Source organism: Salmonella sp. SJTUF14076 (assembly GCF_015534835.1).
Lineage (GTDB): Bacteria > Pseudomonadota > Gammaproteobacteria > Enterobacterales > Enterobacteriaceae > Salmonella > Salmonella enterica.
On the sequence record NZ_CP064674.1, the window covers coordinates 3,168,630 to 3,182,871 of the forward strand.

At 54.2% G+C, this 14,242-nt stretch carries 12 protein-coding genes; 2 read left to right on the plus strand and 10 right to left on the minus strand.

Translation table 11 applies throughout. The annotated features are described in order from the left end of the window. Positions 1 to 115: 115 nt before the first annotated feature. The 9 genes from sucD to HU143_RS15520 all read right to left on the minus strand — a co-directional run bounded on the left by sucD (position 116) and on the right by HU143_RS15520 (position 10,724). Positions 116 to 985 (minus strand): succinate--CoA ligase subunit alpha, encoded by an 870-nt coding sequence (gene sucD, locus HU143_RS15480; protein ID WP_000114631.1) that lies wholly within the window; start codon positions 983 to 985, stop codon positions 116 to 118. Next, positions 985 to 2,151: an ADP-forming succinate--CoA ligase subunit beta gene (sucC, locus tag HU143_RS15485; RefSeq protein WP_051129332.1), complete on the minus strand. Its 1,167-nt coding sequence runs from the start codon at positions 2,149 to 2,151 to the stop codon at positions 985 to 987. Before sucC ends, sucD begins: the two co-directional genes overlap by 1 nt. 141 nt (positions 2,152 to 2,292) lie before the next feature. After that, positions 2,293 to 3,501 carry a 2-oxoglutarate dehydrogenase complex dihydrolipoyllysine-residue succinyltransferase gene (gene odhB, locus HU143_RS15490; RefSeq protein ID WP_000099858.1) on the minus strand — a complete coding sequence of 403 codons (1,209 nt, stop codon included), beginning with the start codon at positions 3,499 to 3,501 and terminating at the stop codon, positions 2,293 to 2,295. 14 nt (positions 3,502 to 3,515) lie between these two features. Further along, positions 3,516 to 6,317 carry a 2-oxoglutarate dehydrogenase E1 component gene (sucA, locus tag HU143_RS15495; protein ID WP_023227629.1) on the minus strand — a complete coding sequence of 934 codons (2,802 nt, stop codon included), beginning with the start codon at positions 6,315 to 6,317 and terminating at the stop codon, positions 3,516 to 3,518. Positions 6,318 to 6,840: 523 nt separating this feature from the next. Then, positions 6,841 to 7,557 carry a succinate dehydrogenase iron-sulfur subunit SdhB gene (gene sdhB / locus HU143_RS15500; RefSeq protein WP_001537859.1) on the minus strand — a complete coding sequence of 239 codons (717 nt, stop codon included), beginning with the start codon at positions 7,555 to 7,557 and terminating at the stop codon, positions 6,841 to 6,843. Positions 7,558 to 7,573: 16 nt separating this feature from the next. Continuing rightward, positions 7,574 to 9,340, minus strand: a complete 1,767-nt coding sequence (gene sdhA / locus HU143_RS15505) for a succinate dehydrogenase flavoprotein subunit (protein WP_000775561.1) — start codon at positions 9,338 to 9,340, stop codon at positions 7,574 to 7,576. Further along, on the minus strand, positions 9,340 to 9,687 hold the full coding sequence (gene sdhD, locus HU143_RS15510) for a succinate dehydrogenase membrane anchor subunit (RefSeq protein WP_000254356.1): 348 nt from the start codon (positions 9,685 to 9,687) through the stop codon (positions 9,340 to 9,342). Before sdhD ends, sdhA begins: the two co-directional genes overlap by 1 nt. Beyond that, a complete protein-coding gene (sdhC, locus tag HU143_RS15515; protein WP_000263340.1) occupies positions 9,681 to 10,085 on the minus strand; it encodes a succinate dehydrogenase cytochrome b556 subunit in 405 nt (134 codons plus the stop codon). The genes sdhD and sdhC overlap by 7 nt, the downstream gene beginning before the upstream one ends. 393 nt (positions 10,086 to 10,478) lie before the next feature. Beyond that, on the minus strand, positions 10,479 to 10,724 hold the full coding sequence (locus HU143_RS15520) for a hypothetical protein (RefSeq protein ID WP_001539488.1): 246 nt from the start codon (positions 10,722 to 10,724) through the stop codon (positions 10,479 to 10,481). A gap of 100 nt (positions 10,725 to 10,824) precedes the next feature. On the opposite strand from HU143_RS15520, the gene HU143_RS15525 reads away from it, so the two are divergent. Together HU143_RS15525 and HU143_RS15530 are read left to right on the plus strand one after the other, a co-directional pair. After that, a complete protein-coding gene (locus HU143_RS15525; protein WP_000785811.1) occupies positions 10,825 to 12,108 on the plus strand; it encodes a citrate synthase in 1,284 nt (427 codons plus the stop codon). Between the two features lie 136 nt (positions 12,109 to 12,244). Next, positions 12,245 to 13,291 carry an AbrB family transcriptional regulator gene (locus tag HU143_RS15530; RefSeq protein ID WP_023227630.1) on the plus strand — a complete coding sequence of 349 codons (1,047 nt, stop codon included), beginning with the start codon at positions 12,245 to 12,247 and terminating at the stop codon, positions 13,289 to 13,291. A gap of 54 nt (positions 13,292 to 13,345) precedes the next feature. On the opposite strand, the gene nei is transcribed toward HU143_RS15530, so the two are convergent. Then, entirely contained in the window at positions 13,346 to 14,137 is a 792-nt protein-coding gene (gene nei, locus HU143_RS15535) for an endonuclease VIII (RefSeq protein ID WP_023227631.1), read from the minus strand. Between the last annotated feature and the right edge of the window lie 105 nt (positions 14,138 to 14,242).

The window sequence follows — 14,242 nt, forward strand, 5'->3', positions numbered from 1 at the left end:
CGGATGCTTCACCCGTACTTTGCCACAAACAATAAAGCCATAAAAAAGGCCACCGTAAAGGTGGCCAACCATGTCGAAAACGGACATTTATCTGTTCCCGCAGGAACAGCGAGTTTTATTTTATAATTGCTTTCAGCGCTTCGCCGATATCGGCCAGGCTGCGAACGGTTTTCACGCCCGCGGCTTCCAGCGCGGCGAATTTTTCATCCGCAGTACCTTTACCACCGGCAATGATGGCGCCCGCGTGGCCCATACGCTTGCCTTTCGGCGCGGTAACACCCGCGATATAGCCAACAACCGGCTTGGTCACGTGGTCTTTAATATAAGCCGCCGCTTCTTCTTCTGCGCTACCGCCGATCTCGCCGATCATCACGATCGCTTCAGTCTGCGGATCTTCCTGGAACAATTTCAGAATGTCGATGAAGTTAGAGCCCGGAATCGGGTCGCCGCCGATACCTACACAGGTGGACTGGCCGAAACCGTAGTCGGTGGTCTGCTTAACCGCTTCATAGGTCAGCGTACCGGAACGGGAAACGATACCCACTTTACCCGGCTTATGAATGTGACCCGGCATGATGCCGATTTTGCATTCGCCCGGGGTGATCACACCTGGGCAGTTCGGGCCGATCATGCGTACGCCCGCTTCGTCCAGCTTCACTTTCACAGTCAGCATATCCAGCGTCGGAATACCTTCGGTGATGGTGATAATCAGTTTGATGCCTGCGTCGATCGCTTCCAGAATGGAGTCTTTGCAGAACGGCGCCGGGACGTAGATAACGGATGCGGTCGCACCGGTAGCTTCTACCGCTTCGCGCACGGTGTTGAACACCGGCAGACCCAGATGCGTGGTGCCGCCTTTGCCCGGCGTTACGCCGCCGACCATTTGCGTACCGTAAGCAATCGCCTGTTCGGAGTGGAAAGTCCCCTGGCTACCGGTGAAGCCCTGGCAGATAACCTTGGTATCTTTATTAATTAAAACGGACATTATTTCCCCTCCACTGCGGCAACAATCTGCTGAGCTGCATCCGTCAGACTTTTCGCTGCAATAATATTCAGGCCACTGTCAGCCAGTTTCTTCGCGCCGAGTTCGGCGTTGTTGCCTTCCAGACGCACCACCACCGGAACGTTCACGCCCACTTCTTCCACCGCGCCGATGATACCGTCGGCAATCAGGTCACAACGGACGATACCGCCGAAGATGTTAACCAGAACCGCTTTCACGTTGTCATCCGAGAGGATGATTTTAAACGCTTCGGTGACGCGCTCTTTGGTTGCGCCGCCGCCCACGTCAAGGAAGTTAGCCGGTTCGCCGCCATGCAGCTTAACGATGTCCATGGTGCCCATCGCCAGGCCCGCGCCGTTCACCATGCAACCGATGTTGCCGTCCAGCGCGACGTAGTTCAGTTCCCACTGCGCCGCCTGCGCTTCACGCGGATCTTCCTGAGACTGGTCACGCATTTCGCGCAGATCCGGCTGGCGGAACAGCGCGTTGCCGTCAGCGCCCAGCTTGCCGTCGAGGCAAATCAGATCGCCCTGCTTAGTGATCACCAGCGGGTTGATTTCGATCAGCGCCAGGTCGCGCTCAAGGAAAATGGTTGCCAGACCCATAAAGATTTTGGTGAACTGCTGCACCAGTTTACCTTCCAGACCCAATTTGAACGCCAGTTCCCGTCCCTGATACGGCATCGGGCCGGTCAGCGGATCGAGCGCGACTTTATGGATCAGATGCGGGGTTTCCTCCGCGACTTTTTCGATCTCTACGCCACCTTCGGTAGACGCCATAAAGACCACGCGACGAGAACTACGGTCAACTACCGCGCCGAGGTACAGTTCTTTGCCGATGTCGGTCGCCGCTTCAACCAGAATCTGGTTTACCGGTTGGCCATTAGCGTCTGTTTGATAGGTCACCAGACGTTTGCCCAGCCAGTTTTCCGCGAAGGCGCGAATCTCTTCTTTGCTTTTTACTACCTTCACACCGCCCGCTTTGCCGCGGCCGCCAGCGTGAACCTGACATTTCACTACCCACGGGCCAGCGCCGATTTTAGACGCGGCTTCTTCGGCTTCACGCGGAGTAGTACAGGCATAACCCACCGGCGCCGGTAAGCCATAGCGGGCAAAAAGTTGTTTTGCCTGATATTCATGTAAGTTCATGTGTTCTGTCCATCCTTCAGGTAATCGTTATCTTTAGACCTGTAGGCCTGAAAGCTGCGCGCCATCAGGCATTACACCATCGCCGGATGGCGGCGTGAACGCCTTATCCGGCCTACAGGTAGCAGGTGATGCTCTTGCTGACTACACGTCCAACAGCAGACGGGTCGGATCTTCCAGCAACTCTTTGATGGTGACCAGGAAGCCCACGGATTCGCGACCATCGATCAGGCGATGATCGTAAGAGAGCGCCAGGTACATCATCGGCAGGATTTCCACCTTGCCATCCACCGCCATCGGCCTGTCTTTAATAGCATGCATTCCCAGAATCGCGCTCTGCGGCGGGTTGATGATCGGGGTAGACATCAGCGAACCGAATACGCCGCCGTTGGTAATGGTAAAGTTACCACCGGTCAGGTCTTCTACGGTCAGCTTGCCGTCGCGGCCTTTGACAGCCAGTTCTTTAATTTTTTTCTCGATGTCAGCCATGCCCAGCGTATCCACGTCACGCAGGACCGGCGTGACCAGGCCGCGCGGCGTAGACACCGCCATGCTCACATCAAAGTAGTTGTGATACACCACGTCATCGCCGTCGATAGAGGCGTTCACTTCCGGATAACGCTTCAGCGCTTCCACTACCGCTTTCACGTAGAAGGACATAAAGCCCAGGCGGATACCATGACGTTTTTCAAACACTTCGCCATACTGCTTACGCAAATCCATAATCGGCTTCATGTTGACTTCATTGAAGGTCGTCAGCATGGCGGTGGAATTTTTCGCTTCCAGTAGACGCTCGGCCACGCGCTTGCGCAGGCGGGTCATTGGCACGCGTTTTTCGCCGCGCGCGCCCAGAGCGGGTTGTGCTGCAGGTTCAACAGCAGGTGCTTTAGACTCGCCTTTCGCCAGATGTTTTTCCACATCTTCACGGGTCAGACGCCCACCCACACCAGTGCCTTTGATGGCGCTGGCTTCCAGATTGTGCTCAGCCAGCAGGCGACGGATCGCCGGGCTGAGCGCATCGTTGTTTTGTTCTTCCAGCGACGCCTGCTGGCGCTGTGCCGGCGTAGACGCTTTCTCTTCAGATTTCGCGCTGGTCTCTTTACCCGCGCTGTTGCCTTCACGCAGGCGACCCAGGATCTGGCGAGAGGTGACAGTCGTCCCCTCTTCTTCCAGAACCGCATCCAGAATGCCGTCCGCTGATGCCGGTACTTCCAGTACCACTTTGTCAGTTTCGATTTCTACCAGCACTTCGTCACGAACAACCGCATCACCCGGTTTTTTATGCCAGGTGGCGACGGTCGCGTCCGCTACGGACTCAGGCAGGTCGGGAACAAGAATATCTACGCTACTCATTATTTATCCTTTATTTAATCGACGTTCAGCGCGTCATTAACCAGATCTTGTTGCTGTTTCTGGTGAACGGACATATACCCTACCGCCGGAGAGGCGGAGGCCGGGCGACCTGCATAACGCAGAGCGGCCCCAAACGGAATCACTTCACGGAAATGATGCTGACTGCAGTACCATGCGCCCTGGTTGAGCGGCTCTTCCTGGCACCAGACAAAATCATGAACGTGAGCGTATGGTTGCAGCGCTTCCTGCACCGCTTTATGCGGGAACGGATAGAGCTGTTCGATGCGCACGATAGCGACATCTTTCTGGTCGTTTTTGCGACGTTGTTCCAGCAGGTCGTAATAAACCTTACCAGAACACATTACCACGCGTTTTACGGCTTTAGGGTCCAGCTCGTCAATTTCGCCAATGGCCGGCTGGAAGGAACCGTTCGCCAGTTCATCAAGCGTGGAAACCGCCAGCGGGTGACGCAGCAACGATTTCGGCGACATCACCACCAGCGGACGACGCATCCCGCGCAGCGCCTGACGGCGCAGCATATGGTAGACCTGCGCCGGGGTGGACGGCACGCAAACCTGCATATTCTGCTCGGCGCAAAGTTGCAGATAACGTTCCAGACGCGCGGAAGAGTGCTCCGGCCCCTGCCCTTCATAGCCGTGCGGCAACAGCATCACCAGACCGCACATCCGGCCCCATTTCTGCTCGCCGGAGGAGATGAACTGGTCAATCACTACCTGCGCGCCGTTGGCAAAATCGCCAAACTGCGCTTCCCAGATAGTCAGGGTACGTGGTTCCGCCGTGGCATAACCGTATTCAAAAGCCAGTACCGCTTCTTCAGACAGCACGGAGTCCCAGACTTTAAACTGTCCCTGACCGCTGTGAATATGCTGCAACGGCGTATACGTTGAGCCGTTCGTCTGGTTGTGGATCACCGCATGACGATGGAAGAAGGTGCCGCGACCAGAGTCTTCCCCGGACAGGCGCACCGGAATGCCTTCATCGACCAGCGTGGCGTAAGCCAGATTTTCCGCGCCGCCCCAGTCAAACAATTTCTCGCCTGCCGCCATTGCCTGACGGTCGCCATAAATTTTCGCCACGCGAGACTGCATTTCAATGGCTTCCGGCACGGTGCTGATACGTTTTGCCAGCTCCTGCAGACGCTTCATTTCTACCTTGTTCGGGTATGCTTCATCCCATTCGTGGTTTAGATACGGCGACCAGGTGAAGGAGTGCATGTTCATCGGACGCCACTCTTTCACTACGCACTCGCCAGCATCCAGCGCATCGCGATAGAGGTTGACCATTTCGGTGGCATCTTCCAGCGTTGCGACCTTATCAGCTTCCAGTTTGTCGGCGTAGATTTTACGCGGCGTCGGATGCTTTTTGATTTTCTGGTACATCAGCGGCTGGGTTGCGCTTGGCTCGTCGGCTTCGTTGTGGCCGTGACGGCGGTAGCACACCAGATCGATGAACACATCGCGTTTAAAGGTGTTACGGAAGTCCAGCGCCAGACGGGTCACAAAAGCGACGGCTTCCGGATCGTCCGCATTGACGTGGAAAATCGGCGCCTGGACCATTTTACCGATATCGGTGCAGTAAGGCGTTGAACGCGCATCCAGTGGGTTAGAGGTGGTGAAGCCCACCTGGTTGTTGATAACGATACGTACCGTACCGCCCACTTCGTAACCGCGCGCTTTCGACATGTTCAGGGTTTCCTGAACCACGCCCTGGCCGGTCACCGCGGCGTCGCCGTGAATAGTGATCGGCAACACTTTGTTGCTGCTCGGTTCGTCCAGTCTGTCCAGACGGGCGCGCACGGAGCCCATCACCACCGGGCTCACAATTTCCAGATGCGATGGGTTAAACGCCAGCGCCAGGTGAACCAGACCGCCTTCGGTTTCGATATCTGACGAGAAGCCCATGTGATACTTCACGTCGCCGGTACCCAGATGTTCTTTATGCTTACCGGCAAATTCGTCGAACAGATCCTGCGGTTTTTTACCCAGTACGTTGATCAGCACGTTCAGGCGACCGCGGTGCGCCATCCCCAGCACCACTTCGCGAGTGCCGCTGTTACCCGCATGGCGAACCATCTCTTTCAGCATGGGTATCAGCGCATCTCCCCCCTCGAGCGAGAAACGTTTCGCACCCGGGAATTTGGCGCCCAGATAACGTTCCAGCCCTTCAGCGGCAGTCAGTTCGTTCAGGAAGCGTTTTTTCTCGTCAGCGCTAAAGGCCGCACGACCGGATTCGATGCGCTGTTGGATCCAGCGTTTCTCTTCGGTGCTGGTGATGTGCATATACTCAGCGCCAATCGGGCCACAGTAGGTCTGTTTGAGCGCGTCGAGCAGCTCGCCCAGCTTCATCGTCTCTTTGCCGCTGGCAAAGGAGCCGACATTGAAGGTTTCCTGGAAATCGGCCTCGGTCAAATCATGGAAAGAAGGGTCCAGATCCGCCACGCGTTCTTGCTTCCACAGTCCCAGCGGATCGAGGTTTGCATGCTGATGGCCACGGAAACGATAAGCGTTGATAAGCTGCAGGACTTTAACCTGCTTCACATTGGTGTCAGGGTCGGAAATCGTAGAAGAGTGACGTGAGCCAGCCAACGCCTGCCGCCGGAAATATTCACGTGTTTTTGAATGGAGTTGATCCGGTTTGACTCCGATACCAGGTAACTGCTGGAACGTCAAACGCCAGTTAGCGTCTACCGAGTCAGGATCGGTTAAGAAGTCTTCATAGAGCTGTTCTATCCAGCTCTGATTCGAACCAGAGAGGTAAGAAGAGTCCAACCAGGCTTTCAAAGCGCTGTTCTGCATCGTGATCCCTTAAGCATCTTTTCTGCTTATTTAATACTCTAAATAGGTCACGTTTCAGGAAGGCGGCAAGCTTGCGAATCCCTGGGAGCTTACATCCAGTAAGTGACCGGGGTGAGCAAGTGCAGCCAACGCACATGCAACGTGAACTATGACGAGTATTTCGCCGTGGATACTAACCACGCATACGCTGTATGCGTGCCGGGGTTCACTTGTTGCGGACTGTCGTGTCATCTGCGTCCGCTAAGGAACCTTTAAAAACTGTCTAATAATCTTCGCTGTTCAGGCTACGACTGCGTTGCGGCCTTCGCTCACTCCGGTCACATAGTTAACTATGCTCCCGAAGATTCGTTCAGACCGCGCCTTGTCTCGCTCTGAACATCTCGATTATTACTAATCATATGGCAGTTTTTAGAGGTTTCCTGCACTTCTATTGCCTGATGGCGCTGCGCTTATCAGGCCTACGGGATTGCGCCTGTAGGCCGGATAAGACGGTACGTCGCCATCCGGCAACCACTACAACTACTTATGCGCTACGCTGCAACAGCATCGACTTAATATGGCCGATAGCGCGCGTCGGGTTCAGTCCCTTAGGACATACACTGACGCAGTTCATAATGCTGTGACAGCGGAATACGCTGAATGCATCGCTCATCCCTTCCAGACGACTGTCGGTCTCGGTATCACGACTATCGATCAGGAATCGATACGCCGCGAGCAGACCCGCCGGACCGATAAACTTATCCGGGTTCCACCAGAATGACGGGCAGGATGTTGAGCAACAGGCGCAAAGAATACATTCATACAGCCCATCGAGTTTTTCACGCTGCTCCGGCATCTGCAGATGCTCACGAGCCGGTGGATTTTGCCCATTATTCAATAAGTAAGGCTTAATCTTCTCATATTGTGCGTAGAATTGCCCCATGTCTACCACCAAATCGCGGATCACCGGCAAACCGGGCAGCGGGCGAATCACAATCTTCTTACCCGGCTGAGTCAGCGCCGAAATAGGGGTAATACAGGCCAGACCATTCTTACCGTTCATATTCAAACCATCAGAACCACACACACCTTCGCGGCAGGAACGGCGGAAAGAAAGGCTGGGATCTTTTTCTTTAAGCTGGATTAACGCATCCAGCAGCATCATGTCGCGCCCTTCTTCGCCTTCCAGGGTGTAATCCTGCATACGCGGAGCGTTATCGACATCCGGGTTATAACGATAAATCGAAAATTCGAGTTTCATCATCCTGTCTCCGCAATTAATAAGTACGAATCTTCGGCGGGAACGCCGGACGCAGTTTCGGCTCCATATTGACGCTTCGGCGCGTCATGGATTCCGTTTGCGGCTGATACAGGGTATGACACAACCAGTTGGCATCATCACGCTCCGGGAAATCGAAGCGGCTATGCGCGCCGCGGCTTTCCGTTCGGAAGTTGGCTGATACGGCAGTGGCGTAGGCGGTTTCCATCAGGTTATCCAGCTCCAGACACTCAACACGCTGGGTATTAAACTCGCTGGACGTGTCATCCAGACGGGCGTTTTTCAGACGCTCGCGGATCACTTTCAACTGCTCAAGCCCTTTCGCCATCGCGTCGCCTTCACGGAATACGGAGAAGTTATGCTGCATACACTCCTGCAACGCTTTGCGGATAGCCACCGGATCTTCGCCATTGCGGTTATTGTTCCAGCGATTCAGGCGCTCCAGAGAACCTTCAACGTCAGACTCGCTGGCGTCGCGCAGCACGCCCTGCTCGGCGATGGATTCCTGTAAATGCAGCCCCGCCGCACGGCCAAAGACCACCAGATCCAGCAGTGAGTTACCGCCCAGACGGTTGGCGCCGTGAACCGATACACAGGCGATTTCGCCTACCGCAAACAGCCCCGGAATCACCACATCTTCGCCCTGCTCGTTCACGGTCAGCGCCTGACCGGTCACTTTAGTCGGAATACCGCCCATCATGTAGTGGCAGGTCGGGATAACCGGAATCGGCTCTTTCACCGGATCGACGTGAGCGAAAGTGCGGGACAGCTCCAGGATACCCGGCAGGCGAGATTCCAGCACCTCTTTACCCAGATGATCCAGTTTCAGTTTAGCGTGCGGCCCCCACGGACCATCGCAGCCGCGGCCTTCACGGATTTCGATCATGATGGAACGCGCCACCACGTCACGACCCGCCAGGTCTTTGGCGTTCGGCGCATAACGCTCCATAAAGCGCTCGCCGTGTTTGTTCAGCAGGTAACCGCCTTCGCCGCGGCAGCCTTCTGTCACCAGCACGCCCGCCCCGGCGATGCCGGTCGGGTGGAACTGCCACATTTCCATGTCCTGCACCGGGACACCGGCACGCAGCGCCATACCGACACCGTCACCGGTGTTGATGTGAGCGTTGGTGGTGGACTGGTAGATACGGCCTGCGCCGCCGGTCGCCAGCACCGTCGCGCGGGCTTTGAAGTACACCACTTCACCGGTTTCGATGCACAGTGCGGTACACCCCACCACCGCGCCATCCTGGTTTTTCACCAGATCCAGCGCATACCATTCGGAGAAAATCGTGGTGTGGTTTTTCAAATTCTGTTGATACAGCGTGTGTAGCAAGGCGTGACCGGTACGGTCAGCCGCCGCCGCGGTACGTGCCGCCTGCTCGCCGCCAAAGTTTTTCGACTGGCCGCCGAACGGGCGCTGATAGATACGTCCATCATCAAGACGGGAGAACGGTAGCCCCATGTGCTCCAGCTCCAGAATCGCTTCCGGTCCGGTCTTACACATATATTCGATGGCATCCTGGTCACCAATGTAGTCCGACCCCTTAACGGTGTCGTACATGTGCCATTCCCAGTTATCTTCATGGGTATTGCCGAGCGCCACGGTGATACCGCCCTGCGCGGAAACGGTATGGGAACGGGTCGGGAAGACTTTCGAGAGCAGCGCACAGGTTTGGCCGCTCTGGGAAATTTGCAGCGCCGCGCGCATACCTGCGCCACCGGCACCAATCACAACAGCATCAAATTCTCTGACTGGCAGTTTCATTACACACCCCACACCACAACAAATCCATAGATGACGTAAACCACCAGCGCAACAACAATAACGAGTTGCAGTATCAGACGCACTGCCAGTGGTTTAACGTAGTCGGTTAACACCTGCCACATGCCGATCCAGGCATGAATCAAGATGGAAAAAAGCGCCAGCAGGGTGAAGACTTTGGTGAAGGCCGATGAGAAGAAACCGGTCCAGGCTTCAAAGGTCAGTTCGCCGCTCGTGGCGAAAAAACCCACCATGTAGATGATGTATAACGTCAGAACGATAGCGGTAGCACGAACCAGGATGAAGTCATGTACGCCATTGCGTCCTAATGCGGAGGCGTTGCTTACCATACGAGGACTCCTGCGAGAAGTGAAAGCACGACAGTGATAACAAAAGAGATTTTGGCAGAGCGTTGACCCGCTTCGAATGTTTCTTCCAGATAGCCAAAATCCATTAACATGTGACGAATTCCCACGATGACGTGATACGCCAGCGCGGTAAGGATGCCCCACATGATAAATTTAACGATGAAGCCGTCCATGATATCGGCGGCCTGCTGGAATCCTTCCGGAGAAGAGAGGCTGGTGCCCAGTAGCCACAGTAGTATGCCGACGGCGATGAAAGTAATCACACCGGATACGCGATGGAGAATGGACGCTATCGCTGTGATGGGGAACCGAATCGTTTGTAGATCCAGATTGACAGGTCTTTGTTTTTTCACATTTCTTATCATGAATAACGCCCACATGCTGTTCTTATTATTCCCTTAAGACTTCGGTTACAGAGGTGAATCTACCTGTAGCCAGAAAGACGACGGGATTTCCTTCCTCCGGTCTGCGTGCGGGTCAGACAGCGTCCTTTCTATAACTGCGCGTCATGTAAAACACTGCTTCCAGTAGCTAAAACGACACGTTACAACGCTGGGTGGCTCGGGATTGCAGGGTATTCCGGAGACCTGGCGGCAGTATAGGACGTTCACAAAATCATTACAATTAACCTACATATAGTTTGTCGGGTTTTATCCTGAACAGTGACACAGGTCACGATAACAACATTTTTTTAATTTTCAATCATCTGATTTGACAAACATTAAACAAAATTGTTACAAACGACACCAGAAAAAGCATATAATGCGTAAAAGTTATGGGGTCACTCTTTCACCTGTTAATAAGTTATGCAACAGTACAATGATATTGACCCATTCTTTCAGGACAGTTATTAGTGATAGACAGGTTACATTACTCGGATTGCTACGTTCCTGATTTGCTGCTAATTCGAAATTAATCAAGCCGTTACCTGCAAGCGCCCATTGCTCTGTACCCAGGTCATCCCCTCTTTCACAGAGCGGCGAGCCAAATAACAAACTGGTAACGGTTGATTGATGCATACACAGAATCTTCCCTGCACTAACGACGAGGAAGATGACGTGGAGAAGGCAAGTCTGAGTTCCGGCAGTCTTAAGCAATAAGGCGCTAAGGAGACCGTAAATGGCTGATACAAAGGCAAAAATCACCCTTACTGGTGACACTGCTATTGAACTGGATGTGCTAAAAGGTACACTCGGTCAAGATGTTATTGATATTCGTAGTCTCGGTTCAAAAGGAGTTTTTACTTTTGACCCTGGTTTCACCTCTACCGCATCCTGCGAATCTAAAATCACCTTCATCGACGGCGACGAAGGCATTTTGTTGCATCGCGGTTTCCCGATTGACCAGCTTGCTACCGATTCCAACTATCTGGAAGTCTGTTACATCCTGCTGTATGGCGAAAAACCGACGCAGGAAGAGTATGACGAGTTCAGAACGACAGTCACCCGCCATACGATGATCCATGAGCAAATCACTCGCCTGTTCCATGCTTTCCGTCGCGACTCACATCCGATGGCGGTAATGTGCGGGATCACTGGCGCACTGGCAGCGTTCTACCACGACTCGCTGGATGTGAACAATCCGCGCCACCGTGAAATCGCGGCGTTCCGCCTGCTGTCCAAAATGCCGACCATGGCGGCGATGTGTTACAAATATTCCATCGGTCAGCCGTTTGTTTATCCGCGCAACGACCTTTCCTACGCCGGTAACTTCCTGAACATGATGTTCTCCACGCCGTGTGAAACCTATGAAGTGAATCCGGTACTGGAGCGCGCGATGGACCGTATTCTGATCCTGCACGCTGACCATGAGCAGAACGCCTCTACGTCAACGGTACGTACCGCAGGTTCAAGCGGCGCCAACCCGTTCGCCTGCATTGCCGCCGGGATCGCCTCCCTGTGGGGACCCGCGCACGGCGGCGCCAACGAAGCCGCGCTGAAAATGCTGGAAGAAATCAGCTCTGTTAAACACATTCCGGAATTTGTTCGTCGTGCGAAAGACAAGAATGATTCTTTCCGCCTGATGGGCTTCGGTCACCGTGTTTACAAAAACTACGATCCGCGCGCCACCGTGATGCGTGAAACCTGCCACGAAGTGCTGAAAGAGCTGGGCACCAAAGACGATCTGCTGGAAGTGGCGATGGAGCTTGAGCACATTGCGCTGAACGACCCGTACTTCATTGAGAAGAAACTGTACCCGAACGTAGACTTCTACTCCGGCATCATTCTGAAAGCGATGGGCATTCCGTCCTCCATGTTCACCGTGATCTTCGCCATGGCGCGTACCGTTGGCTGGATTGCACACTGGAATGAAATGCACACTGACGGCATGAAAATCGCCCGTCCTCGTCAGCTGTATACCGGCTACGATAAACGCGACTTTAAATCGGCGCTGAAGCGTTAATTGACAACCGGATGGCGACGCAACCCTCGCCATCCGGTACATTTTCCCTTTTTTCTTATCCTCATTATTTTATTCTTACCCCGTTACTCTCTATGATTAATTAAGGTTTCGCTAAATATCATTCAGGGAGCATGGAATGCCGATTCTGCAGTGGTTTTTGTTGTTCCTGTTATCGCTGCTCATTTCCCTTATTTTTCTCTATCTGCACCTTCCGGCGGCAATGCTGCTCGGTCCAATGATTGCGGGTATCGTGTTGAGTTTGCGAGGTAGCACGCTACAACTTCCGCGCGGTATTTTTCTCGCCGCGCAGGCAATTCTCGGCTGTATGATCGCCCAAAATCTAACCGGTTCGATATTGATCACCCTCGCCCTCTACTGGCCGGTCGTGCTTTTAGTGTTGCTGGTGACGCTGCTTTCCAGCGCGGTAGTCGGCTGGCTGCTGGTACGTTACAGCTCGCTGCCCGGCAACACCGGCGCATGGGGGTCATCGCCGGGCGGCGCGGCGGCAATGGTAGCGATGGCGCAAGATTACGGGGCGGATATCCGCCTGGTGGCGTTTATGCAGTATCTGCGGGTACTGTTTGTGGCTGGCGCGGCGGTGCTGGTGACACGCCTGATACTCGGCGACAGCGCGGCAACGGTCAGCCAACAGGTGGTCTGGTTTCCGCCGCTTAGCGGTAATTTATTGACGACGCTGCTATTAGCGATCGTGGCGGGCATTGCCGGTCGCCTGTTGCGTATCCCTTCCGGCACGATGCTGCTCCCCATGTTGGCAGGCGCGCTTCTCCATTCGCAAGGCATCATTGAGATTGAATTACCCGAATGGCTGCTGGCCGTGGCGTATATGGCGATAGGCTGGCGTATTGGGCTGGGTTTTGACAGACAGGTGTTTTTTATGGCGCTGCGGCCATTGCCGCAAATCTTATTGTCAATTTTCGCGCTGATGGCGATTTGCGCCGCGATGGCGTGGGGAATGGCTTACTACATGCAGATTGATTTTATGACGGCTTATCTCGCCACCAGTCCCGGTGGTCTGGATACGGTTGCCGCGATCGCGGCAGGAAGCAGTGCCGATATGGCGCTCATCATGGCAATGCAAACCCTACGGCTGTTCAGCATTCTTTTAACTGGGCCAGCAGTGGCCCGTTTTATTTCAACCTATGCGCCCAAACAACCTTTGTAGGGCTGATAAGCGTCGTACCATCAGGCAATAGCCGCTCGCCGATGGCGGTTCCGGCTATTTCTGGCAATGCGGGCACCAGTAAAACGGGCGTGAGGACAGTGTTGTCTTTTCAATAATGCCGCCGCACCGCTCGCACGCTTCGCCGTCACGGTGGAAAACCTTAAAGCGAAACAGTGCGCCATGATGCTTGTTTTCATCCGCCTGACCGCGAGTAGTGTAGGAAAGGCGCGGAATATCCAACAGCGCGTGAGAAAGCGCATTCAGTTGCGCCTCGTTGAGATCTTTCGCTTTATGCTGTCCGGTTAACCCTACCTGCCAGAGGATTTCAACGCGCAGATAATTCCCCAATCCCGCCAGAAAGGCCTGATCCAGCAACAGTCCGGAAAATTGTCGGTTGCGAAAACGCGGCGACAGCAATCGAGCTTTAACCTCTTTCGGAGTGAGACGCGCGTCCAGCACATCCGGACCGACTCGCTGTAAAAAGGGGTGCGTCGTGAGCTGCTCTGCTGTCAGCATTTCGATATCAGACGCGCTATAAAGCAGAATAGTTTTATCCGCCGTTTGTAGCCTGACGCGCAATATACGCGTGGTCTGCAGTATTTCACCGGTGTCGATCACCCGCCATACGCCATAGAGTTGGTTGTGGCTGTAGAGCGTCAGGCCATTTGAAAAGTGGGTCAATAACGCTTTTCCCCGCGTCTCTATCCGGGTAACAAGTTGACCGGTAAGCTGCGATTCATACGGTTTTAACTGTGCAAAGGCGAACCAGACATCGGTTAAGGGTTTGCCTTTGATTGCCGCCTCCAGATTATCCGCCGCACGACGAATTTCCGGGCCTTCAGGCATGATAATATCCTTTGTTAACAGTTGATTAATGGACTACACCGCCTCTGACTATCTGGAATGCACATCGAACACCATAATGAACATCCACAGCCGTAATATAATAGC